Below are 22,155 nucleotides of genomic sequence, written 5' to 3'. Positions count from 1 at the left end.
GATGGAGTATCTGTGGCAAACATGAAATTGTTTCGATCGACGGCAATGGCCGCCGCCGCGCTCACCGCGGCGCTGATGGTGAGTTCGCCGGCCGGTGCGCAGGCATTGTCGAATCGCAATGTGCAGGTCGCGGATTCCGTCGTCGCGGTGGTCAACGACGGCGTCATCACGCAGCGCGAACTGGAAGAGCGCTCGAATCTCATCGCGCAGCGGCTGCAGCAGCAAAAAGCGCCGGTTCCGCCCGCCGATCAGCTGCGCCAGCAGGTGCTCGACCAGATGGTGCTCGAACGCATCCAGCTGCAGCGCGCGAAGGAAGACGGCATCGTGGTCGACGACGCCACCGTCAACCGCACGCTCGAACGCCTCGCCAAGCAGAACCAGATGACGCTCGACGTCTACCGCTCGCGCATCGAGGCGCAGGGCGTGCCCTGGTCCACCTTCATGCGCGACGCCCGCACGGAACTCACGCTTTCCAAACTGCGCGAGAAGGAAGTCGACAGCAAGGTCACCGTGTCGGACGGCGAGGTGGCGAACTACATCGCCAGCCAGCGCGGGCCGGGCGCGCGCAACGCGAGCGACCTGCACCTTCAGCACATCATGTTCAAGCTGGCTTCGGACGCGCCGGAGTCGGACGTCGCAGCCGTGCAGGCCAAGGCCGACGCCGTGCTGAAACAGGCGCAGGCGGGCGACGACTTCGCGAAGCTCGCCAAGCAGAATTCGCAGGATACCGACGCCAGCAAGGGCGGCGACCTCGGTTTCCGCGCGCCGGGCACGCTGCCGTCGGGCATCGTTTCGGCGGTATCGACGCTGCGTCCGGGTCAGGTCGTGCCGACGCTCCTGCGCACCGACGGCGGCTTCGAGATCGTCAAGCTCGTCGAGCGCCGTGCAAGCCAGGGCACCGCAGCCGATGCGCCGAAGCTCGTGCAGACGCACGTGCGCCACATCCTGCTGCGCGTGTCGGACGGCATGTCGGAAGCCACCGCGCGCCAGAAACTGCTCGACATCAAGCAGCAAGTGGCGTCGGGCGGCGACTTCGCGAACTTCGCGCGCACGTATTCGCAGGACGGCTCGGCGTCGCAGGGCGGCGATCTCGGCTGGATCAGCCCCGGCGAAACCGTGCCCGAATTCGAACGTGCGATGAACAATCTGCCGGACGGCGCCGTCAGCGATCCGGTGCGCAGCGAGTACGGCTATCACTTGATTCAGGTGCTCGGCCGCCGCGATGCGGAAGGGTCGGCGACGCAGCAGCTCGACATCGCGCGTCAGGCGATCGGCCAGCGCAAGGCCGAGCAGGCGTACTCCGACTGGCTGCGCGAATTGCGCGACACCGCCTACGTGCAGTACAAGGGCATCGCTGCGCAAGAGGCGCAGCAGTAAGCCGCATGAGCACCGCCGCCCATCCTGACCAGCCCGAAGCCGTCACCGTCGCCATCACGACGGGCGAACCGGCGGGCGTCGGTCCGGAACTGACGGCGGTGGCGCTGCGCGAAGCGCGATCGCGCTGGCCGGGCGTGCGCTTCATCGTGCTCGGCGACCGCGCGTTGCTCGAAGCGCGGGCGGGCGCGGGCTGGCCCGCGAGCGGCGATCCGGTCGATATCGAACATCACGCGCTCGCGGCGCCCGCCGAAGCCGGCAAGCTGAACGCCGCCAACGGGCGCTACGTGCTCGGCTTGCTGGACGCGGCCATCGACGGCGCCGTGGCGGGCCGCTTCGACGCCATCGTCACTGCGCCGCTGCAAAAGAGCACGATCAACGACGCCGGCGTTCCCTTTACCGGCCACACCGAATATCTGGCCGAGCGCACGCACACGCCGCGCGTCGTGATGATGCTCGCGGGCACCGGCGAACGCCCGTTGCGCGTCGCGCTCGCGACCACGCATCTGCCGCTCAAGGACGTGTCCGCCGCGCTCACCATCGACGGGCTCGTTCAGACGCTGCGCATCGTCCATCACGACTTGCGCGCGCATTTCGGTCTCGCCGCGCCGCGCATCCTCGTGACAGGGCTCAATCCGCACGCGGGCGAGAACGGCTATCTGGGCCGCGAGGAAATCGATGTCATCGCGCCCGCGCTGGAACGCGCCCGCGCGCTCGGCATCGACGCGCCCGGTCCGTATCCCGCCGACACGCTGTTCCAGCCGCGCTATCTGAAAGGCGCCGATTGCGTGCTCGCCATGTTCCACGATCAGGGCTTGCCGGTGCTCAAATACGCGACGTTCGGCGAAGGCATCAACGTGACGCTCGGCTTGCCGATCATTCGCACGTCGGTGGATCACGGCACGGCGCTCGATCTCGCGGGCACGGGCCGCGCGGACGCGGGCAGCATGATCGCCGCGATCGACGCCGCCGTCACCATGGCGCGTCACAAGCACCAGCTTCAGCGTCACGCCTAACGTCAAGCGGGCGACCGCATCTACCGAAACACGTATGTCCACCAAACATCAGGGCCACCTCGCGCGCAAGCGCTTCGGCCAGAACTTTCTCGTCGATCAGGGCGTGATCGATTCCATCGTCGATGCCATCGCGCCGACGCGCGGCGAGCGCATGGTCGAAATCGGGCCGGGCCTCGCGGCGCTGACCGAGCCGCTGATCGAACGCGTGTCCACGCCCGAGTCGCCGCTGCATGCGGTGGAACTCGACCGCGATCTGATCGGCCGCCTGGAGAAGCGTTTCGGCGACAGGCTCGTCGTGCATTCCGCCGATGCGCTCGACTTCGACTTCGGCTCGCTCGCGCTGGACGGCGATAAACCGACGCTGCGCATCGTCGGCAATCTGCCGTACAACATTTCGAGTCCGCTCCTGTTCCATCTGACGGCGTTCGCGCCGAAGGTCATCGACCAGCACTTCATGCTTCAGGACGAAGTGGTCGAACGCATGATCGCGGAACCGGCGAGCAAGGACTACGGGCGCTTGTCGGTGATGCTGCAATACCGCTACGTGATGGACAAGCTGATCGACGTGCCGCCCGAATCGTTCAACCCGCCGCCGAAGGTGAATTCCGCGATCGTGCGGATGATTCCGTTCGCGCCGCACGAGTTGCCGGCGGTGAACGACGTGGTGCTGAGCGATGTCGTCAAGGCCGCGTTCGCCCAGCGCCGCAAGGTGCTGCGCAACAATCTGTCCGCGTATCGCGACAAGATCGACTTCGACGCGCTCGGTTTCGATCTCGCGCGCCGCGCCGAAGAAGTGCCGGTCGCGGAGTTCGTTGCGCTTGCGCAGGCCGTGGAGCGTGCATAGACGCGCTCATCGCGGCCGCCCGGCGCGGGACGCATCGGCGAGCCGGGACATCAGCCGGTCGAGCCGCACGCGCTGATCGCGCAGCAGGCCGCGTGTCGCGCTGACCTGCTGCACGCGCGTGCGCCAATATGTCTGGCCGAACAGCGAATTCGCGCCTTCGGCAGACAAGACGCGTTCCAGATGGACGATGGCGGCATCGACGTTATGCGTGGTGTAGGGACTGGTCATCGGTAGACCTCGCTTTCGTGTTGACGTCGATGATTGTGCGTGTCCGTCGGGACATTTCGCGTCTCTTGCGCGCGCCGCTTTTCACGCGTTGAACGAGACGCGAAGTGTCTCGTTCATGTGCGACGATCGTTGTCCGCATTCCGCCGGCGCGACACCAAAACTCAAGGGGAAGACAACGCGATGCGCTTCATCCATGCGGCCGACATTCATCTCGACAGCCCGCTGCACGGCCTGTCCGCCTACGCCGACGCGCCCGCCGACATGCTGCGCAACGCCACGCGCGAGGCGTTCTCGAAGCTCGTTGCCGTCGCCATCGACGAGCAAGTCGATTTCATGGTGATCGCCGGCGATCTGTACGACGGCACCTGGCGCGATCACAACACCGGCATCTTCTTCTGCAAGGAGATGGGCAAGCTGCGCCGCGCGGGCATTCCGGTCTACGTGCTTCACGGCAATCACGACGCAGAAAGCGAAATGACGAGCCAGCTCCAGTTGCCGGACAACGTCCACACGTTCTCGACGAAAAAGCCGCAGACGTTTCGCATCGACGCGCTCAAGGTCGCGCTGCACGGCCACAGCTTCAAGGACAAGGCGGTGACGGCGAATCTCGCTGCCGCGTATCCGTCGCCCGTCGATGGCTATTTCAATATCGGCGTGCTGCACACGGCGCTGGAAGGTTCGTCGGCGCATGCGAACTACGCGCCGTGCACCGTCGCCGAGCTGCACGCGCGCGAGTATCAGTACTGGGCGCTTGGGCACGTGCATGAATTCGCGATGTGGGACGAAGCCTCGACGATCGTGTTTCCGGGCAATCTGCAAGGGCGCAACATCCGCGAGACGGGCAGGCGCGGCGCGGTGATCGTCAACGTGTCGGAGTCGGACGAGTTGAGCGTCGAGCGGCTTTTTATCGACGTGCTGCGCTGGGAATCCGTCACGGTCGATGCGTCCGGTCTCGCCACGCTCGAAGAAGTCGCGCGCGCCGCCGGCCGTGCGCTCGAAGCGCTGATCGAACGCGCCGAGCGGCCGGTGCCGCACGCGGTGCGCGTGACCGTCACCGGCGCGACGAAAGCGCACGGCGAACTCTTCGCCAACGCGACGCAGCTGCGCGCCGAAGTGCTCGCGCAGATCGCGGCGATCAGCCACGAGAGCCTGTGGCTCGAAAAGGTGAAAGTGGCGACGCAGCCGATCGCGCGCGCATTGCCGTCATCGAATGAAGACGGCGCCGCCGATGCGCTCGCCGATCTCCACGGCCTTCTGATCGAAGCCGAATCCGATCCCGAATTCCTCGCGATGCTGAAAGAGCGGCTCATCACGCTGGCGTCGCAGGCGCCGGCCGAATTGCAGAAGTCCGTGCCCGAACTCGAATACGTGCGCGACGGCGACCTCGCGAAGCTCGTGAGCGAAGTGCGCTCCGGCCTTATCGCGCAACTCGCGGACGCGGAGTGACGCATGCGCATCAGTCAGCTCGATCTCATTCGCTACGGAAAATTCACGGATCACACCGTCGAGTTTCCGTCGGCGGAGCACGATTTTCATTTCGTCGTCGGCCCGAACGAAGCGGGCAAATCCACGATCAAGACGGCCATCTCCGAACTGCTGTTCGGCATGCCGCATAGTTCGTCGCTGGCGTTCAGGCACGCGCAAAGCGATCTGCGGCTCGGCGCGAAGCTGCAAAAAGATGGCGCGGGCATTGCGTTTCATCGCACGAAGAGCCGCAAGTCGCCGCTCGTCACGTCCAACGGCGACGCGCTGACCGCCGACGCGCTCGCGCCCTTTCTCGGCGCCGCCGACAAGAGTTTCTTCGAGCAGATGTATTGCCTCGATCACACGGCGCTGATTCGCGGCGGCCAGAGCATTCTCGATGCATCGAGCGATGTCGGGCAGGTGCTGTTTCAATCGGCGGCGGGCATCGCGAGTCTCGGCGAAGTGCGCCAGCGTCTCGCCGACGAAGCCGACAGCCTGTGGGCGAAGCGCAAGTCGGGCGAGCGCGCGTATTACATCGGCCTGAAGCAATACGACGAAGCGACCGCCGAACTCAAGAACGCGAGCGTGCGGACCGCGCAGTGGCGTCGTGCGCACGGCGCGGTCGAGGACGTGCAGGAGCGCAGCCGCGAACAGGAAGCGCGTCGCGCGGAACTCGAAGCGAAGCGCGCGCGGTTCGAACGCATCCGGCGTGTCGCGCCGTATCTGAACGTGTGGCGCGACAAGGCCGCGGAATTGGCCGAACTCGGCGATACCGCCGATCTTCCCGCCAACGCCGAAGCCACGCTGCAAAGCGCGCTGACGCGGCTCGCGTCCGCGCAGACCGCGCTCGATCTGCACGCGAACGCCGTCGATCAATTGCAGAAGGATTTGGGCGAGATACGCATCGATCAGGCGCTGCTCGCCGTCGAAGCGGACATCCGCGCGCTCGAAGCGACGCGGCATCGGTGCGCGAATCACGCCGACGAAATCGCGCGGCTCGAACAGGAAGTCGCCGCGCGGCTGCGGCAGATCGCGCAGGATTGCGCGCAACTCGGCTGGCCGCAGGACGAAGCGGGCGCGCGCCGCGCGTTGCCGGGGCCGCTCGCGTTGCAGACGGTGTCGAGCCTGATGCTCGAACGCGGCGAACTCGAACTCGCCGCGCGCCATGCGGAGCGGGCGGTGGAGGAGGGCGTCGCGGAAATCGCGGCGCTGGAAGCGCGCCTCGCCGCGATCGCGCACGCGGATGTCGCGCCCGGTTTGCGTGCTGCCGTGCGCGCCGCGCAGAAGTATCGCGATACCGACGCGACGCAACGCCGCCTCGACGACGCGCGCCGCGATGCGGAACACGCGCTGCAGGCGGGCCTCGCATCGCTGGGGAAATGGACGCGCCCGCTCGCCGAACTTCAGGCGATGACGCTGCCGACAGCCGAGCGCATCGCATCGTTGCGCGACGAGCGGCAGGCGCTGGCGTCGCGGCTGGCGCTGGCCGAAGATCGCCTGAAAGAAGCGCAGGACGCGCTCCACGACACGCAAACCGAACTCGGCGACTTCGTGCAGACGCATCAGGTCGTGAGCGGCGACGAAGTGCGCGAAGCACGCGACACGCGCGATGCCGCCTGGCGCGCGATCAAGTCGGGCGATGCGCCGCTTTCGTCCGCCGCGCCGGAATTCGAAATCGCGATGCACGCAGCCGATGCGCTCGCTGATCGTCAGCTCGGCTCAGTCGGCCAATCGACGCAGCTTGCCGCGTTGAAGCGCCGCGTGTCGGCGGACGAGCAGACCGTCGCGCGCCGCGAGCAGGCCGAGCGCGACGCGGCTTCGGCGCTGCGAGAATTCGACGAGACGTGGCGCACGCTCGCGGCGCAATCGCAGATCGCGGACATGGCGCTCGACGATGTGCCGTCGTGGCTCGCGCGTCGCGGCGAAGCGCTGTCGGCATCGCAGACGCTTGCGAAGCACGCCGCCGAGCTTGCGCGCGAATCCGCCGATGCCGCCGCGCACCGCGACGACCTCGCGCGCCATCTCGCCCACGCGCGCGTCGCCGTCGATGCGCTCGCGCGTCTCGACACGCTGTGCGACATCGCGGAAGCCCACATCGGCGCGATCGATGCCGCTGCGCTCACGCGTCGTCACATCGGCGGGGAACTCGACACGGCGCGCGCCGAAAGCGTCGCGCGGCAAAGCGCGGCGAAAGCGGCGAACGAAGCCTTCGCGCGCTGGCAGGGCGAGTGGTCGGCGGCGGTCGCGAAGGCGGGCGTCGCGGTCGCGGCGGATTCGCAGTCTGCGGCGGAAACGGCCATCGGCATCGTGAAGCGAATCGGCGAGCAGCTCGCGCACGTGGACGCCGTCCGCAGCGGTCAGATCGACGTGATGCGCGCGTCGCTCGCGGCGTTGGCGTCGAACGCCGCGCGGCTCGCGGCTCAGGTCGACAGCGAACTCGTCGCGCTGGAAGCGAACGGGATCTCGCTCGAATTGTCGACGCGGCTCGAAAGCGCGTGTGCGGCGCGTGCGGAAGCGGAGCGCATCCGGAAGGAACTCGCGACCGCGAACGAACAGGCGAGCGCGGCGAAAGCGGCCTTCGACGAAGCGCGCGCGAGCTTGCGTCCGCTCTACGATCTCGCGGGCGTCAATACGCCGGACCTGCTCGCGGCGCGCATCGCGAAGTCGCAGCGCAAGCGCGAGTTGACCGCCGCCGTCAACGACGCGCGCGACGCGTTCATCAAAGGCGGCGACGGGCTGACGCTCGACGCGCTCATCGCGGACGTGGAAGGCGCGGATATCGCGAGCGTGGAGGCCGAGCTTTCGCTGATCGGCGGGGCGTTGACGGAGTCGGTGAACGCATCGACGGCGCTCGCTGCCGAACTCGCCGCCGCGCGCCGCGAACTCGACGCGATTTCCGGCGAAGCCAACGCCGCGCGCGCCGAGGCGAAGCGCCAGGAAGCGCTGTCCGCCATGGCCGATGCCGCCGAGCGCTTCGTCAAGGTCGAGACGGCATCGACGCTCTTGAAGTGGGCGATCGACCGATACCGCGAGCGTCGGCAAGGCCCGATGCTCTCGCGAGCAAGCGCGATCTTCTCCGAGCTGACGCTAGGCGCGTTCGCGCGGCTCGTCGTCGATTACGATCGCCAGCCGATGGCGCTGGCCGCCGTGCGCGCGGCGAGCGGCGAGCACGTCGAGATCGGCGGCATGAGCGAGGGCACGCGCGACCAGTTGTTCCTCGCGCTGCGGCTCGCGGCGCTCGAAGAGCACGGAGAGAAGGCGTCGGCGCTGCCGTTCGTCGCGGACGATCTCTTCATCAATTTCGACGACGCCCGCGCTCGCGCCGGCCTGCGCGTGCTCGCGCATTTGGCGAAGCGCACGCAGGTGATCTTCCTGAGCCACCACGATCACCTCGTCGGCATGGTGCGCGAAGTGTTCGGGCCGCAGGTCAACGTGCGCTATATGAGCTGATCGAGACGCAGAAGCGCGTCCATCGCGCCGCCCGCGATGCCGACGCCCACGCCCGGCGCAATGCCATGCTCGCGCGGATTGATGCGGATCACGCGCGGGCCGTGGCGTTCGCTGAAGCGCCGGACGGTCGGCAGCGCGCGGCCCGCGCCCATTTCGACCACCACCAGCCGTTCGACGCCATCGAGCCACGCGGCGAGCCTGCGTTCCTGACGCGCGGCGTGCGTGTCGATCCAGTTCCAGTCGCCGAACATGAGGATGTTCGGACGCGCGATGCGCCCGCAATGCGGACACAACGGCCACGCGTTGACGAGTTCGCAGCGGCTTTCGTCGATGACCGGCGCGAAATCGTCGGCGGGCCAGATATCGTTCGTGCATCCGTCGATGCATTGCATCGCGTGAATCGAGCCGTGGCACTCCGCGACGCGTTCGGGCGCGAAGCCTGCGCGCTGGAACTGGCCATCGACGTTGCTCGTGAAGACGAACGCGCCGTGCGGCATGCGCGCGGCCCAGCGCTGAAGCACGCGAAAGCCTTCATGCGGCTCCGTCGCGCGATACAGCGCCAGCCGATGCCCGTAGAAGCCCCATGCGAGGCGCGGATGCCGCGTGAAGCCTTCGGGATTCGCCATCTCTTCGAACGAGAAGCCGTGATGCCGCAACGCCGGATACGCGCGCCAGAAACCTTCGGGCCCGCGAAAGTCCGGCAGGCCCGAATCGACGCCCATGCCCGCGCCGGCGGTGACGAGCAGGCCGTCGGCGTCGCGCAGCCATTCGGCGGCTTGTCGGAGGCTGGTTTCGTCTGTCATGCGTGGGCTTCCCGATGCGCGGCGTAGCGCTTGGCGAGCTTCAGATAATCGCCGGCGAATTCGTCGCGCAAAGATTGCGGCGCGAGAATCTCGACGCCCGGCCCCAGCGCGCGCAGCCACCAGCGCAGCTTGAGACTGGGCGTGACCGTGCCGGTCACTTTCATGCGGCCATCGGGCAGCGTGTCGATGTGCTGATCCTTCGACATCGGCGATTCGCGCAACTGATTGCCCGCGCTGCCATCGAAAGCCAGTTCGAGCCGCACGGCCGGTTCGGGCAGGAAGTCGAACGCCTGCTGCGTCTCGATGTACTTTCGCAGCTTGAAGTCTTCGGGATACGTGAACGGCTCGCCGGATTCCGTCACCGAACGAATCCGGTCCAGCCGATACAGCGCGCGCGCCGCTTCGGTCTCGCCTTTCTCGGCGCGCGGCGCGCGGCCCGGATCCTGCGCGACCATGTACATGACGCCCGCCGATTCCACGAGCGCGAGCGGCCAGAGACGCCGAGTCTTTTGATCGCCGCTTGCCTCGCTCTTGTACGCGGGCCGGTACTGCACGAGCAGTTCGCGCTCGAAGAACGTCGCGGTGGCGACCGCGTTGAAGATGTCCGGACGCAGCTTCGGGCGAATCAGCGTGAAGGCGCCATCGACGGAATCGATCTTGTCCGCCCACGCGCGATAGATGCGGCTATCCGCCTTCTCCTGCGACAGCCGCGCTTCGGCCGCCTGAAAGAGCGGGTCGATGTCCTTGGTCACCGCGTTCGGCAGCTTGTTGCCGGCGAAGCGCTGAAGAATATGGAACGCGACGGCCTCGGACGCGCTCATCAACCCGACGCCTTCCTGCAAGCCATGCAGCCACGGCTTGCGCTGCCAGAGCAGTTCGCGGCCGTTGCTGGTGGACAGCACGCGCGATTCGGCTTCGAGCGCGGTGAGGTGGCGCTGCACTTTCTTCGTATAGCCGACGCGATGCCCGCGCTCCTCGAGCCGCCGACGCACTTCGGGCGTCGGCAGCCAGGCGACGGCGTCGCGTTCGGTCGGCAGCACGCGGAGAATGGCTTCGTCGAGGCTGGAGGTCATGGCGATCTGGCTGGAAAGCAATGACTCGATTATAGGAACGATCGGGACAGAATGTGTCTCGATGCGAGCGGGCGGGGGATGGTGCGGAGGACTATGCTTTCGCGCGGAGGGTACTCAAACGGTACGCGGAAAACAAAAAGCCCAGTCACGAGGACTGGGCTATCTGCTTGATTCTTTTGGTAGGCCGTGCGGGATTCGAACCTGCGACCAACGGATTAAAAGTCCGCTGCTCTACCAGCTGAGCTAACGACCCGAAAGAGGCAAAATTATAATCGGCAGTTTCTGATGCTGTCAACCGATCTGGCCTGTTATCGATAAGAGAAACGCCCGCGGCATGCATGCCCGCGGGCGTCCTCATCGAGAGGCGCGAAAGCCGAAGCTCCGCTTACTTCACTTGCGACATCTTGCTTTGCGCAGTCTGCGCGACTTCAGTGCCCGAGTACTGCGAGATGATCTGCTGGAGCGTCTGTTTCGCAGCCGCTTTTTGACCTTGCTCGATCTGGTTGTTCGCGATTGCCAGCAACGCTTCGGGTGCTCGCGGATGCGTCGGATACGTCTTCACCAGGTTCTGCCAGATCGCGGTCGATCCCTTGTAGTCGCGCTGCGCATACAACGCATTGCCGAGCCAGTATTGCGCGGTCGGCTGATACGGGCTCTGCGGATACTTCGATACGAACGCCTTGAACGACGCCGCGGCGTTCTTGTAGTCACCGTTACGGAACTGAGTCGATGCTGCGTTGAACGCTTCCGTCTCGCCGGGCTCGACCGAACCGGTCACGCCGTCGATAGTCTGCTGCTGCGGCTCGAACTTCTTCAGGCGCGTGTCGAGATCGGCGTAATAGTCCTTCTGCTGCTTTTGCAGCGTCGTGACCTGATTCGCCAGATCCTCGTTCTGACCGCGAAGCGTCGCGACCTGCTGATTCAACTGGTCGATACGGTTCGACTGATCGAGGATCGTGCGCTGCGCTGCCGACAACTGGCTGGCGAGACCATCCGTTTTCGTGCGCAGATCGAGCACGGCCTTGCGCGCTTCGTTGTCGTCGAAGACACCGGCATGCGCAGGCGCGCCCGACAGGGCCGAAACGGCGAAACACGCGGCTGCGGCCACCCGCAGCAAGGGAAAGCGATACAACATAGGGCGACTCACCCGTGACTGGTTACGTGACTGAGAGTGTTACGACTTACTGCTGATATACGAGATCCGCACGGCGGTTCTGCGCGTACGACGACTCGTCGTGACCCGTCGCCGTCGGCTTTTCCTTGCCGAGGCTCACGGCTTCCATCTGCGAATCCGCGACGCCCATCAGCGACATGGCGCGACGCACGGCTTCCGCACGCTTTTGGCCCAGCGCGAGGTTGTACTCGCTCGTGCCGCGTTCGTCGGTGTTGCCTTGAATCAGGACGTGACGCTCCGGATGGCTCTTCAGATACGACGAGTGTTGCTGCAGCAGCGGCTGATAGTCGTCCTTCACGGCATAGCTGTCGAAGTCGAAATAGATGCTGCGCTTGGCGAGCGGGCTGTTCGGATCGTTCAGCGGGTCGACATTGACCGTTTGAACGTCGCGCGGGTTCGGCTGCGCCGTGCCCGCACCCTTGTTCGCGCCTTCATCGAGCTTCACGCCCGAGTGACACGCTGCCAATGCGCCGACCATCGCAACTGCCAGGCCGATACGAAGTTTCGACATCATGGTACCTCTCCTTGTGTTGTAGCTGAACGTTGTATATGAAACGTTGTTGCTGATTTATTGCATGAACGGACCCCAGGACGGCTCGCGCACCGCACCGCCCTGAACTGACAAGACTTGCCGCGTGCGACCATCGGTCGACACGGCTGCCAACACGCCACGTCCGTTCACTTGGGTGGCGTAGAGGATGTACTGACCGTTCGCCGCGAAGCTCGGCGATTCGTCATGCGTCGTGTCGGTCAGCCCCGTTGCCGTGCCGGACGCGAGGTCCTGCAGATACAGCTTGAAGCCGCCGCCAGTGCGCGAAATGTACGCGAGTTGCTTGCCGTCCGGACTCACGCGCGGGCTCGTGTTGTAGCTCCCCGCAAACGTGACCCGCTGGGCCGCGCCGGCGCTTTCCCCCGCCGCCGGCATCTTGTAGATCTGCGGTTGGCCGCCGCGATCGCTCGTGAAATAGATGGAGTTGCCATCGGGCGAGTAGGCCGGCTCGGTATCGATGGAACTGCCTTGCGTCAGACGGCGCAGGCCGGAGCCGTCCGCGTTGACTTCGAAAATCTGCGTATTGCCGGTGCGCGACAGGGCGACCGCGAGCTTGCGCCCGTCAGGCGACCATGCCGGCGCACTGTTGTTGCCCTTCTGATTCGATACGATCACGCGGCGTCCCGTCGGCAGGTCGTGGATGTAGACGACCGGCTTCTTGCGTTCGAACGACACGTACGCGACCTTCGTGCCGTCCGGCGACCATGCGGGCGAGATGATCGGTTCCGGGCTGGAAAGGGCGATCTTCGCGTCCTGGCCGTCCGAATCCGAAATCTGCAATTGATAACGCCCACCGGTCTGGATGACGTACGACAGACGCGTGGCGAACACGCCGCGGCCGCCGAGCAGCTTGGCGTAGATGTAGTCCGCGATCTTGTGCGCGCTCATGCGCAAGCCGCTTTCCGCGCTGACGAGCGAGAGGCCGCCCAGGCTCTGCTGCTTCACCGTGTCATAGAGGCGGAAGCGCACTTCGTACTGTCCGTTCGACAGCCGCGTGACGCTGCCGGACACGAATGCGTCGGCGCCCTTGGCTTTCCATGCGCCGAGATCGACGGAGTCGGTTTCCGCGACCGGCGTGCCGCCCGCGTCGACGTTCGTGAACTTGCCGCTTCTCTGCAAATCCTGACGAATGATCGCGCTGACTTGCTGCGGCGAGCTCGCCTCGTTGGCGAAATTGGCCGTCGCGATCGGAAACTGCGTCGAACCGACGCCGGTGACGAGCACGTTCAACTGGGCGTGTGCGGCGGTGCCGGCTGCGATCAGGCAGGATGCGACCAGCGTTTTCAGGCCAAGCTTCGTCATCAAACTCATGCTGTTTAGGTTCCGAAAAAAGCGTTTTCAAGTGTCTGGGGAATGCAGAACAGACCCCCGGTTGCACGATTCGTTCCCACCGGCCACGCCTTGCGCAGCCGGGCGATCAGCCTCCCGCCGGGCGCAGCGTGATGGTGAAGTGATCGGGCGCCTTGCCGTCGGTGTCGACCGGCATCGGGTCCGAACGCTGCACCGCGCGCAGCGCCGCCTGATCCCATTGTTCGTTGCCGCTCGACCGGCTGATGCTCGCCGACAGCAGCGTGCCCGACGACGAGCAGCGCACCGACACGACCGTCTCCAGCCCCGCGGTTTCGCCGGCCCACACGATGTTCGGCCGCACGCGCCGCTGCACCTTCTCCGCATAACCCGGCGACGTGGCGTTGCCGCCCGCGCCGCGCCCGGTGCCGCTCTTCGCCAACCCTTCGCCGCTCGACGCGGTGCCGCCGCCCAACTGTCCTTGCAACTGCGCGAGGCGAGCCTTGCGTTCCTGATCGACCTTCGCCTTGGCTTCGGCGTCGGCCTTCGCTTTAGCCGCTGCCTTGGCCTTGGCGTCGGCATCGGCCTTCGCCTTGGCTTGCGCGTCGGCCTTGGCCTTCGCTTCCTTGGCGTCCTTCTGTTCCTTGAGCTGCTCGGCCTTCTGGGCTTCGGCCTGTTGTTCCTGGCGTGCCTTCTCTTGCTGCGCCTTTTGCTGCTGCTGCTGTTGCTTCTGCAAATCGGCCTGACGCTGCTTTTCGATCTGCTTCTGCTTTTCCTGCATTGCCTTTTGCGCGGCGGCAGCGGCGGCGGCCTGCTCGGCCAGTTGCTGCTGACGCTTCGCTTCGGCTTCGTCGCGCGCTTCCTGCTGGCGGCGCTGCTCGGCGAGCTGCGCTTCGCGCGCGGCGGCTTCCTGTTGCTTGCGCTTCTTTTCCTGCAGCGCGATGTCCGCGTCTTCGTCCTTCGCGGGCGGCGGCGCGGGCTGCACCTTCACCGGCGCGGGCGGCGGGGGAGCGGGGCGTGGCGTCGGCGCGGACATGTCCGGAATGTCGGTCCAGATTTCGGCTTCCGCGCCTGCCGGCGTGTTGTTCTGCCAGTTGATGCCGTGATAAAGCAGCCAGCCGAGCAGCAGATGCATGACCGCCGCGAGCGCGAACGCCTTGCCCGTGCCGCGTTCGCGCGGCGGGCGAGCGGGCCGCGCCGAGCGTGACCGTGCCTGCTGAGGCTGACTGGTGCGACGATCGATCATTGCGATTTGACGAGCAATCCGACGCGCTTCACGCCGCGCGCCTTCATATCGGACATCACGTTCATGACGGCTTCATATTTCACCGTCTTGTCCGCCGCGATCACAACGGGCTGATCCGGATGCAGCTCCTGCCGGTTGAGCACGAAGCTGTTGAGATCGGCCATCGTCATTTTCTGTTCTTGCGTCGCGCCGCCTTCGTCCTTGTAGCGCACGTTCATGCTGCCGTCGGCCTTGATATTGATGACGAGCGGCGGCTGCTGCTCCTGCGGCTGCGCGTTGCCGACGGTCGGCAGATTGATGATCGACGGCGAAACGAGCGGCGCCGTCACCATGAAAATGACGAGCAGCACGAGCATCACGTCGATGTACGGCACGACGTTGATGTCGGCCATCGCGCGACGCGAACTGCCGCGCATGCTGGAACGAATCGGGCCTGCCATCGCGAGCTCCTGTTAGTGCGCCTGGCGCTGCAAGATGTTCGAGAACTCTTCGATGAAGGTCTCGAAGCGGATCGCCAGTCGATCGATGTCGTGCGCGTAGCGGTTGTACGCGACGACGGCGGGAATCGCGGCGAACAGGCCGATCGCGGTGGCGACGAGCGCTTCGGCGATGCCCGGCGCGACGTTCGCGAGCGTTGCCTGCTGCACGTTGGCCAGGCCGCGGAACGAATTCATGATGCCCCACACCGTGCCGAAGAGACCGATATACGGACTCACCGAGCCGACCGAAGCGAGAAACGCCAGATTGGCTTCGAGCACGTCCATTTCGCGCTGAAAGGCGGCGCGCATGGCGCGGCGGGAACCGTCGAGAATGGCGCTCGGATCGGTGATGCGGCGTTCCTTGCCCTTCAGGAATTCGCGCATGCCGGATTCAAAGATACGCTCCAGCGCGCCGATGGTGTGGCGATTGTTCGCCGCGCTTTGATACAGCGCCTGCAGGTCGCCGCCGGACCAGAAATCGCGTTCGAAACGCTCGGTTTGCGCACGCGCACGCCGAATGGCAAACCACTTGCGGAAAATGAAAGTCCACGAAAGAAGCGATAAAAGCAGCAACAACGCCATCACGGCTTGAGCGAGGACGCTCGCGTGTACGACGAGAGAAACGATCGACAAGTCTTGAGTATTGTTCATAAAGGTCTGCTGTTGCGTCCCGGAAAAGGCGTTCGGTCAGGAGCGCGTTACGCTTTCGTGAGTCAAATGTGAATAAAACGAAAGCCGCGCGACGGCCGGCTCTTTTTCGATTGTCATTACTTCGCTAACCACGGCTGGATCCGCATTCGGGCAAAGAGGGCTGTTCAGCAATCGCGATGCTCGCCATATGAGGACCGCGCTTTAATCCGGCGAGCACGGGTTCGGGAATGCCGGCAGGCCGCATCGACGCGCGATTCACCGAAGCGACACGAATATCGCCGGTCGCGAGCAGCACGCCGCCGCGCCACGCTTCCTGATGAAAGTCCACCGATGCGCGACCGAGCCGCTCGATACGGCTCGCGATACGGATGACGTCGTCGAGACGCGCGGGCGCCGAATAATCGACCGACGTCCTTTTCACGACGAACACGATGCCGTCCGATTCCGCGAGACGCTGCTGGTCGATGCCGCATGCGCGCAGCCATTCGGTGCGCGCCCGCTCGAAGAACTTCAGGTAATTCGCGTAGAAAACGATGCCACCGGCGTCGGTGTCCTCGTAATACACGCGAATCGGCCATTCGAAAACCAATGGATCGCTCACCTTCGCGCCGTCCCGCTCGCGCCCGGGCCGACCGGCCCGCTATGGCTTGCTTTTTGACAAATATTCATCGGCGGCATTTTACCGGAACACGCTGCGCGCTCGCTAAATCCTCAGAGACTTGGTGCTTTAGCCGCGGTGAATTTGCAACGGTGCGAACGTCTGCGCGATCGGCATCAGTTCGATCGCGTTGATATTGACGTGAGCGGGGCGCGTGGCGATCCAATAAATGGCGTCGGCGATGTCTTCGGGCGTGAGCGGCTGCATGTCTTGATAGACGGACGCTGCTTTGTCGTCGTCGCCCTTGAAACGCACATTCGAAAATTCGGTGCCGCCGCAAAGTCCCGGCTCGATGTCCGTGACGCGCAGCGCCGTGCCGGCGAGGTCCGCGCGCAGATTCAGGCTGAACTGGCGCACGAACGCCTTGGTCGCGCCGTACACGTTGCCGCCGGCATACGGATACGTCGCCGCGACCGAGCCGAGATTGAAGACGTGACCGCGATTGCGCTCGACCATGCCCGGCAGGATTGCGTGCGTGACCGCGACGAGGCCCGCGCAGTTCGTGTCGATCATGTTCAGCCAGTCGTCGAGGTTCGCACGTTGCGCGGGTTCGAGACCGAGCGCGAGGCCCGCGTTGTTGACAAGTACGTCGATGTGCGCGAACGCTTCGGGCAGCGAGGCGACCGCATTCTTGATGGCGTTGCTGTCGCGCACGTCGAGTTCGATGGGCAGCAGCGCGTCGCCGAGTTCTTTCGACAGCTCGACGAGCCGCTCTTTGCGACGCGCCGCCGCGATCACGCGATGGCCGCCCTTGACGAATGCGCGCGCGATGGCAGCGCCGAAGCCGGCGGATGCGCCGGTGACGAAGACGATCATGGTCGAATTCCGGTTCGATAGGAGCGATAGACGGAACCGGAGCGCGCGAGGGCGCGTGTCCGGCAACGGCGCAAAGAGTACTTCGGTTGATGCGGCGCGGCAAGTAATCGTGCGTGCGAACGGTCGTGCTTTCGGGCGCGGCGGCGGGACGCCCGAACCGCATGCCCATTGGCCCTGGGGCCGGTTGCCTAAAGCCCTGCCGCCCATTAAACTACAACGCTCAAACCCCGCGTGACTGGCGATAGAATCTTCGGATTCAAGGTGGAACGACCCACTAGGAAGCGCGGAGCGTCGTTTTGCCGTTCGCCTGGGCAGCTGAGATCCGCGCGCCGTCGCTGCGTTGCCGGTGGCTGTCCGTTCCGCGAAACCGGAGTCTTCCCTCATCCGTCGCGTCTGGACTTCATCGGTGTCCAGCCCTTCGTGCGCCCGCGCGTCCCGGTCAACCTGTTCTGATTTCACGGAAAACGTATGTTCGACAGAGCCGAAAGTACCCTTGCCAAGGTCGATCCCGAATTGCTCAAGGCGATCGAGCAGGAAAACCGCCGTCAGGAAGATCACATCGAACTGATCGCGTCGGAAAACTACACCTCGCCCGCCGTCATGGCCGCGCAGGGTTCCCAACTCACGAACAAATACGCCGAAGGCTATCCCGGTAAGCGCTATTACGGCGGCTGCGAATACGTGGATATCGTCGAGCAGCTCGCCATCGACCGCGTGAAGCAGCTTTTCGGCGCGGAAGCCGCGAACGTGCAGCCGAACTCCGGCTCGCAGGCCAACCAGGGTGTGTTCTTCGCCGTGCTGAAGCCGGGCGACACCATCATGGGCATGAGCCTCGCCGAAGGCGGTCACCTCACGCACGGCTCGCCCGTCAACATGTCGGGCAAGTGGTTCAACGTCGTGAGCTACGGTCTGAACGAAGCCGAAGACATCGACTACGAAAAGACCGAAGCGCTTGCCAAGGAACACAAGCCGAAGCTGATCGTGGCGGGCGCGTCGGCGTTTGCGCTGCGTATCGACTTCGAACGTCTGTCGAAGATCGCGAAGAGCGTCGGCGCTTACTTCATGGTCGACATGGCGCACTACGCGGGTCTCGTCGCCGCCGGCCTTTATCCGAACCCGGTGCCGCACGCGGATTTCGTCACCACGACCACGCACAAGAGCCTGCGCGGCCCGCGCGGCGGCGTCATCCTGATGAAATCGGAATTCGAGAAGCAGATCAATTCCGCGATTTTCCCCGGCATTCAGGGCGGCCCGCTCATGCACGTGATCGCCGCGAAGGCCGTCGCGTTCAAGGAAGCGCTCGCGCCGGAGTTCAAGACGTATCAGCAAGGCGTGATCGACAACGCGCGCGTGCTCGCCGAAACGCTGGTGAAGCGCGGCCTGCGCATCGTGTCGGGACGCACGGAAAGCCACGTGATGCTCGTCGATCTGCGCGCGAAGAACATCACCGGCAAGGCTGCGGAAGCGGCGCTCGGCGCTGCGCACATCACGGTCAACAAGAACGCCATTCCGAACGATCCGGAAAAGCCGTTCGTCACGAGCGGCGTGCGTCTCGGCTCGCCCGCGATGACCACGCGCGGTTTCGGCACGAAGGAAGCGGAGATCGTCGGCAATCTGATCGCGGACGTGCTCGACAATCCGGAAGATCAGGCGAATCTCGAACGCGTGCGCGGGCAAGTGGCCGAGCTGACCAAGCGCTTCCCGGTCTACCGCTGATTTGCGAGACACACGCCAATGCGCTGCCCATTCTGCCGACACGAAGACACTCAGGTCGTGGATTCTCGCGTGTCGGAGGATGGCGCGGCCATTCGGCGGCGGCGTCGCTGTCCCGCGTGCGACAAGCGTTTCACCACGTATGAGCGCGTCGAACTCGCGCTGCCGTCGGTCGTCAAGAAAGACGGCAGCCGCACGGAGTTCGACCGCCGCAAGATTGTCGCGAGCATGAAGCTGGCGCTGCGCAAGCGGCCCGTCGCGGCCGACGCCATCGATGCCGCCGTCGCGCGCATCGAATATCAGTTGCTTGGCAGCGGCGAGCGCGAAGTACAAAGCGAACGGCTCGGCGAACTCGTGATGAACGAGTTGCGCCAGCTCGACACCATTGCGTACGTGCGGTTCGCGTCCGTCTACAAGCGCTTCGAAGACGTCTCCGAATTCGAAGACGTGCTCGACGAATTCCGCCGCGCCGCGCCCAAGAAATCCGCTTCCCGCAAGCGCTGATTCCCGTTTCATCCTTCCTCCGCAAGCCTTTCCCGTTTCCCTCGCGTAGTTTGCCGAGGGCGCAGCCGCTCGAACACTAGGCCGTTCGGCTAATGGCGGCGCGCGTTGCTTCCGGATAGATTCGACGTTCGTTCAATTCGAATCGATAAGGGATGCAGATGAATCGCACGTCCTTCGCGGGCTTCACGCTCGTCGAGCTTTGCGTGGTGCTCGCCGTCATGGCGATCATCGCGACCTTCGCGACGCCCTCGTTCTTCGCGTGGCAGACGCGCGATCAGGTCGATGCCCGCGCGCGCTCGCTTTTTTCCACGCTCTCGCTTGCCCGCGCCGAAGCATTGCGGCGCGGCGCGCGCGTCACGCTATGCCGCATCGATGCCGCGCGGCATTGCCTCGCATCGGGAAAAAGCTGCGAGAACGGCATCACGGACTGGTCTTGCGGCTGGGCCTTGTTCGTCGATCGCGACGGCGTCCCCGCGCTTTTGCGCGTGGAACCGGCGATAACGTCGATTGCCATTGCGGGCGCCGCCACGGATCTTTCGTTCACGCCGCCTGCGGGCCAGGTGATCGGCGGCTTTCGCAGCTTCGATCTCGCCCCGCGCGGCGCCGATTCCGCCGCGAATGCATCGGCGAGGCGCTGCATCCGGCTCGCGGCGGGCGGGCGTCCGCGCATGACGGCGGACAGTTGCGGAGCATCGGCATGAAGACGTTCCAATGTGGCGATTCGTTGCTCGAAGTGATGATTGCGCTTTCGATTACCGCCATCACCGCGCTCGGCTTCGTCGCGGTGCAAAGCGCGCTTGCGCGTGGCGAGCGTCTCGCGCTGATGCGGGAGCGGGCCGCGCTCATCGCCGATTCCGTCATCGAAGGTATTCGAAGCGATGCGGATCGCGGCGCGGTCGTGCCGCAATGGCAGGCAAGGGCGGCGTCCTTGTTGCCCGATGCCGATGTCGCCGTTCGGGATCGCGCCGATGGCATGCACGTCGCGACCGTGAGCTGGCGCGCGGACGATCGCGCCGACCCTTGCCCGGAGCCGCAGGCGAAGCCGCGCGCTTCGTGCATCGTGGTGGCGTTCGCGCGATGAGCAAGCGTTCTGTCATCGCGCGCGGGCATACGCTGCTCGAACTCACGATTGCACTCGCGCTCGGCATGTTGATCGTGGTCGCGGCGCTCTCGCTGTATCGCGCGCAACGTGCCGCTTTCGAGCGCGCCGCCGACGTTGCACGCATGCACGACGGCGCCGTCACCGCGCTGGAACTGCTCTCGCAGCATATCCAGATGGCAGGGTTCGGAGCCGCACGCGCCGACGCGCCGCTCTTCGGCTGCGCGCAAGGCCGCGTTGTCGGCGCGGAGACGTCGGCGACGTGCGAATCGCTCGCGAGCCGGTCGGATGGCGTGCAGGTCCGGTACGCGGCGGATGCCGTATCGACGTGGCCCACGTCCACGGGCGCGCCGACCGATTGCCTCGGTCAGGCGGTCGCTACCGCGTTCGTCACCAATCGCTTCTATGCGAAAGCCGGCACGTCGGCGGGCGAGCCCGAACTGTACTGCGAAGGCAGCGGCAAGCAGGCGCAGCCGCTGGTGGAAGGCATCGAGCGCATTCGCGTCCTGTATTGGCTGACGGGCGCATCGAGTGCGGTCGATGCCTCCGCGATCCCGCGCGACCGATGGCCCGACGTTCACGCCGCCGACCTGTGCGTGCTCGTGCGCGGCTTCGCGGTGCTGGCGAAGGCGAGGGCGAGTTACGTCGACTGCAACGGCGCGTCTGTCATCGCCGACGATGGCCGGTTGCGGCAGGCGTTCTGGCGTCGTGTCGAGATACGCAACGTGGCGGCGACAAGCGGCGGGGGGGCGGCATGAGGCGTCGCTCGACATCTCGCGGCACCGTGTTGCCGATCGTCTTGCTGCTCGCCGCGATGCTGCTCGTGACCGCGAGCGCGTGGCTGCAGACATCGCTCATCGCCGCACGGACGACACTCGCGGCCCGCGAGCGCATCCAGGCGTTCCATGCGGCGGACAGCGCGCTCATCCGTTGCAGCCGGATGCTGTCGGCGGCGTTGCCCGCGACGGGATCGGCGAATCAGGAGCCGGCGCGCTGGCGATCGAAGGCGTCGTTCGAAGGCGCGTCGGCGGTGGCGATCTCACCGTTTGCCGTGTGGCCGTACGCGATGCGCGCGCCGCAGTGTCTCATCGAGGCGTGGGCGCGAGCGGATCAATCGTCGGCGGCGTCGTATCTGGTCACCGCGCGCGGCTTCGGCACGCAGCCGCAGACCGAGGCTTGGCTACAGGTGCGGATCGACTCGACGAGCAGTGGCGTCGCGCAACACTGGCGGCGCGTGGTGGCGAAACCATTTTGAGGAGAATCTATGAATCGACATCGGAAACGCGCAGGCTTCAGCCTGCTCGAACTGATGATCGCGCTCGGCGTCGCCGCGATCATCGCGACATTTGCGCTGCCGGCGTATCGGGCGCACGTGGCGAAGACGCATCGGCTGGAGGCGGCGGCGGCGCTCATGCGCGCGGTGCAATTCGTCGAAACGGCGCGGCTTGCGCAGACGGGAACCGATGCCATCGCGCTCGGCGCCGGACTGGATCAGGCGCCGTCTAGCGGCACGCCGGTTTATCGACTGACGCTGCTGCAGGAATCCGCGACGAACGGCGGCTACACGATCGAAGCGGCGCCTATCGCAACCGGCGCCATGCAGAACGACGCATGCGGCGCGTTTGTCATCGATGCAACCGGGCTGCGCTCGAACCGCTTGGCGGACGGCGCAGCCCTGCTCGATGCCGCGAAGTCGTCCGCGTGCTGGACAGGAAAGGGATGATGC

23 protein-coding genes, 1 tRNA gene and 1 riboswitch are annotated in these 22,155 nt (G+C 65.5%); of the genes, 12 read left to right on the top strand and 12 right to left on the bottom strand.

The features are described from left to right. Nucleotides 1–12: 12 nt before the first annotated feature. Genes NCR39_RS11075 through rsmA form a run of 3 tightly spaced genes read left to right on the top strand, consistent with a single transcriptional unit; the run spans nucleotide 13 to nucleotide 3,234 of the window. Nucleotides 13–1,377 (top strand): peptidylprolyl isomerase, encoded by a 1,365-nt coding sequence (locus tag NCR39_RS11075; RefSeq protein ID WP_502800202.1) that lies wholly within the window; start codon nucleotides 13–15, stop codon nucleotides 1,375–1,377. A gap of 5 nt (nucleotides 1,378–1,382) precedes the next feature. Then, nucleotides 1,383–2,390 carry a 4-hydroxythreonine-4-phosphate dehydrogenase PdxA gene (gene pdxA / locus NCR39_RS11070; RefSeq protein WP_250452232.1) on the top strand — a complete coding sequence of 336 codons (1,008 nt, stop codon included), beginning with the start codon at nucleotides 1,383–1,385 and terminating at the stop codon, nucleotides 2,388–2,390. 34 nt (nucleotides 2,391–2,424) lie between these two features. Further along, nucleotides 2,425–3,234, top strand: a complete 810-nt coding sequence (rsmA, locus tag NCR39_RS11065) for a 16S rRNA (adenine(1518)-N(6)/adenine(1519)-N(6))-dimethyltransferase RsmA (protein ID WP_250452231.1) — start codon at nucleotides 2,425–2,427, stop codon at nucleotides 3,232–3,234. 6 nt (nucleotides 3,235–3,240) lie between these two features. On the opposite strand, the gene NCR39_RS11060 is transcribed toward rsmA, so the two are convergent. Then, nucleotides 3,241–3,462: a hypothetical protein gene (locus tag NCR39_RS11060; protein WP_040051156.1), complete on the bottom strand. Its 222-nt coding sequence runs from the start codon at nucleotides 3,460–3,462 to the stop codon at nucleotides 3,241–3,243. Nucleotides 3,463–3,642: 180 nt separating this feature from the next. On the opposite strand from NCR39_RS11060, the gene NCR39_RS11055 reads away from it, so the two are divergent. Both NCR39_RS11055 and NCR39_RS11050 read left to right on the top strand, forming a co-directional pair. After that, nucleotides 3,643–4,908 carry a metallophosphoesterase family protein gene (locus NCR39_RS11055; RefSeq protein ID WP_250452230.1) on the top strand — a complete coding sequence of 422 codons (1,266 nt, stop codon included), beginning with the start codon at nucleotides 3,643–3,645 and terminating at the stop codon, nucleotides 4,906–4,908. Between the two features lie 3 nt (nucleotides 4,909–4,911). Beyond that, nucleotides 4,912–8,376, top strand: a complete 3,465-nt coding sequence (locus NCR39_RS11050) for an ATP-binding protein (RefSeq protein ID WP_250452229.1) — start codon at nucleotides 4,912–4,914, stop codon at nucleotides 8,374–8,376. On the opposite strand, the gene NCR39_RS11045 is transcribed toward NCR39_RS11050, so the two are convergent. From NCR39_RS11045 to ydfG, 11 genes are all read right to left on the bottom strand, one after another. Further along, nucleotides 8,364–9,179, bottom strand: coding sequence for an SIR2 family NAD-dependent protein deacylase (locus tag NCR39_RS11045; protein ID WP_250452228.1), 816 nt, complete (start codon nucleotides 9,177–9,179; stop codon nucleotides 8,364–8,366). The genes NCR39_RS11050 and NCR39_RS11045 overlap by 13 nt on opposite strands. Then, nucleotides 9,176–10,252 (bottom strand): helix-turn-helix transcriptional regulator, encoded by a 1,077-nt coding sequence (locus NCR39_RS11040; RefSeq protein ID WP_250452227.1) that lies wholly within the window; start codon nucleotides 10,250–10,252, stop codon nucleotides 9,176–9,178. Before NCR39_RS11040 ends, NCR39_RS11045 begins: the two co-directional genes overlap by 4 nt. A 177-nt stretch (nucleotides 10,253–10,429) precedes the next feature. Continuing rightward, a tRNA-Lys gene (locus tag NCR39_RS11035) sits at nucleotides 10,430–10,505 on the bottom strand. Between the two features lie 132 nt (nucleotides 10,506–10,637). Next, on the bottom strand, nucleotides 10,638–11,387 hold the full coding sequence (gene ybgF / locus NCR39_RS11030; protein ID WP_250452329.1) for a tol-pal system protein YbgF: 750 nt from the start codon (nucleotides 11,385–11,387) through the stop codon (nucleotides 10,638–10,640). Between the two features lie 46 nt (nucleotides 11,388–11,433). Then, nucleotides 11,434–11,940 (bottom strand): peptidoglycan-associated lipoprotein Pal, encoded by a 507-nt coding sequence (gene pal, locus NCR39_RS11025; RefSeq protein WP_040051151.1) that lies wholly within the window; start codon nucleotides 11,938–11,940, stop codon nucleotides 11,434–11,436. Nucleotides 11,941–11,994: 54 nt separating this feature from the next. Further along, the gene (tolB, locus tag NCR39_RS11020) at nucleotides 11,995–13,287 is read right to left on the bottom strand and encodes a Tol-Pal system beta propeller repeat protein TolB (protein WP_250452226.1); all 1,293 of its coding nucleotides are present in this window, start codon (nucleotides 13,285–13,287) and stop codon (nucleotides 11,995–11,997) included. Between the two features lie 106 nt (nucleotides 13,288–13,393). Continuing rightward, a complete protein-coding gene (gene tolA, locus NCR39_RS11015; protein WP_250452225.1) occupies nucleotides 13,394–14,509 on the bottom strand; it encodes a cell envelope integrity protein TolA in 1,116 nt (371 codons plus the stop codon). Further along, a complete protein-coding gene (tolR, locus tag NCR39_RS11010) occupies nucleotides 14,506–14,949 on the bottom strand; it encodes a protein TolR (protein WP_250452224.1) in 444 nt (147 codons plus the stop codon). The genes tolA and tolR overlap by 4 nt, the downstream gene beginning before the upstream one ends. A 12-nt stretch (nucleotides 14,950–14,961) precedes the next feature. Further along, nucleotides 14,962–15,639 carry a protein TolQ gene (gene tolQ / locus NCR39_RS11005; protein ID WP_040051147.1) on the bottom strand — a complete coding sequence of 226 codons (678 nt, stop codon included), beginning with the start codon at nucleotides 15,637–15,639 and terminating at the stop codon, nucleotides 14,962–14,964. 124 nt (nucleotides 15,640–15,763) lie between these two features. Continuing rightward, entirely contained in the window at nucleotides 15,764–16,240 is a 477-nt protein-coding gene (gene ybgC / locus NCR39_RS11000) for a tol-pal system-associated acyl-CoA thioesterase (protein WP_250452223.1), read from the bottom strand. 126 nt (nucleotides 16,241–16,366) lie between these two features. After that, nucleotides 16,367–17,113: a bifunctional NADP-dependent 3-hydroxy acid dehydrogenase/3-hydroxypropionate dehydrogenase YdfG gene (gene ydfG, locus NCR39_RS10995; RefSeq protein WP_250452222.1), complete on the bottom strand. Its 747-nt coding sequence runs from the start codon at nucleotides 17,111–17,113 to the stop codon at nucleotides 16,367–16,369. Between the two features lie 221 nt (nucleotides 17,114–17,334). Further along, nucleotides 17,335–17,433: riboswitch (ZMP/ZTP riboswitch) on the top strand. A 148-nt stretch (nucleotides 17,434–17,581) separates the two neighbouring features. On the opposite strand from ydfG, the gene glyA reads away from it, so the two are divergent. The 7 genes from glyA to NCR39_RS10960 all read left to right on the top strand — a co-directional run bounded on the left by glyA (nucleotide 17,582) and on the right by NCR39_RS10960 (nucleotide 22,152). Further along, nucleotides 17,582–18,829: a serine hydroxymethyltransferase gene (gene glyA / locus NCR39_RS10990; protein ID WP_250452221.1), complete on the top strand. Its 1,248-nt coding sequence runs from the start codon at nucleotides 17,582–17,584 to the stop codon at nucleotides 18,827–18,829. Between the two features lie 18 nt (nucleotides 18,830–18,847). Next, nucleotides 18,848–19,330 carry a transcriptional regulator NrdR gene (gene nrdR, locus NCR39_RS10985; RefSeq protein ID WP_035967852.1) on the top strand — a complete coding sequence of 161 codons (483 nt, stop codon included), beginning with the start codon at nucleotides 18,848–18,850 and terminating at the stop codon, nucleotides 19,328–19,330. 152 nt (nucleotides 19,331–19,482) lie between these two features. After that, complete coding sequence (locus NCR39_RS10980; protein WP_250452220.1) at nucleotides 19,483–20,031, top strand: GspH/FimT family pseudopilin; 549 nt, start codon at nucleotides 19,483–19,485, stop codon at nucleotides 20,029–20,031. Then, complete coding sequence (locus NCR39_RS10975) at nucleotides 20,028–20,411, top strand: type IV pilus modification PilV family protein (RefSeq protein ID WP_250452219.1); 384 nt, start codon at nucleotides 20,028–20,030, stop codon at nucleotides 20,409–20,411. Before NCR39_RS10980 ends, NCR39_RS10975 begins: the two co-directional genes overlap by 4 nt. After that, the gene (locus tag NCR39_RS10970) at nucleotides 20,408–21,187 is read left to right on the top strand and encodes a PilW family protein (RefSeq protein ID WP_250452218.1); all 780 of its coding nucleotides are present in this window, start codon (nucleotides 20,408–20,410) and stop codon (nucleotides 21,185–21,187) included. The genes NCR39_RS10975 and NCR39_RS10970 overlap by 4 nt, the downstream gene beginning before the upstream one ends. Nucleotides 21,188–21,213: 26 nt before the next feature. Next, nucleotides 21,214–21,684: a pilus assembly PilX family protein gene (locus NCR39_RS10965; RefSeq protein WP_250452217.1), complete on the top strand. Its 471-nt coding sequence runs from the start codon at nucleotides 21,214–21,216 to the stop codon at nucleotides 21,682–21,684. Between the two features lie 9 nt (nucleotides 21,685–21,693). After that, nucleotides 21,694–22,152, top strand: a complete 459-nt coding sequence (locus NCR39_RS10960; protein WP_250452216.1) for a type IV pilin protein — start codon at nucleotides 21,694–21,696, stop codon at nucleotides 22,150–22,152. Nucleotides 22,153–22,155 lie beyond the last annotated feature (3 nt).

This window comes from Caballeronia sp. ATUFL_M2_KS44 (assembly GCF_023630965.1).
Classification (GTDB): Bacteria; Pseudomonadota; Gammaproteobacteria; order Burkholderiales; family Burkholderiaceae; genus Caballeronia; species Caballeronia concitans.
The sequence above is the reverse complement of the archived record's forward strand: the minus strand, read 5'-3'. Positions and strand labels throughout refer to the sequence as shown.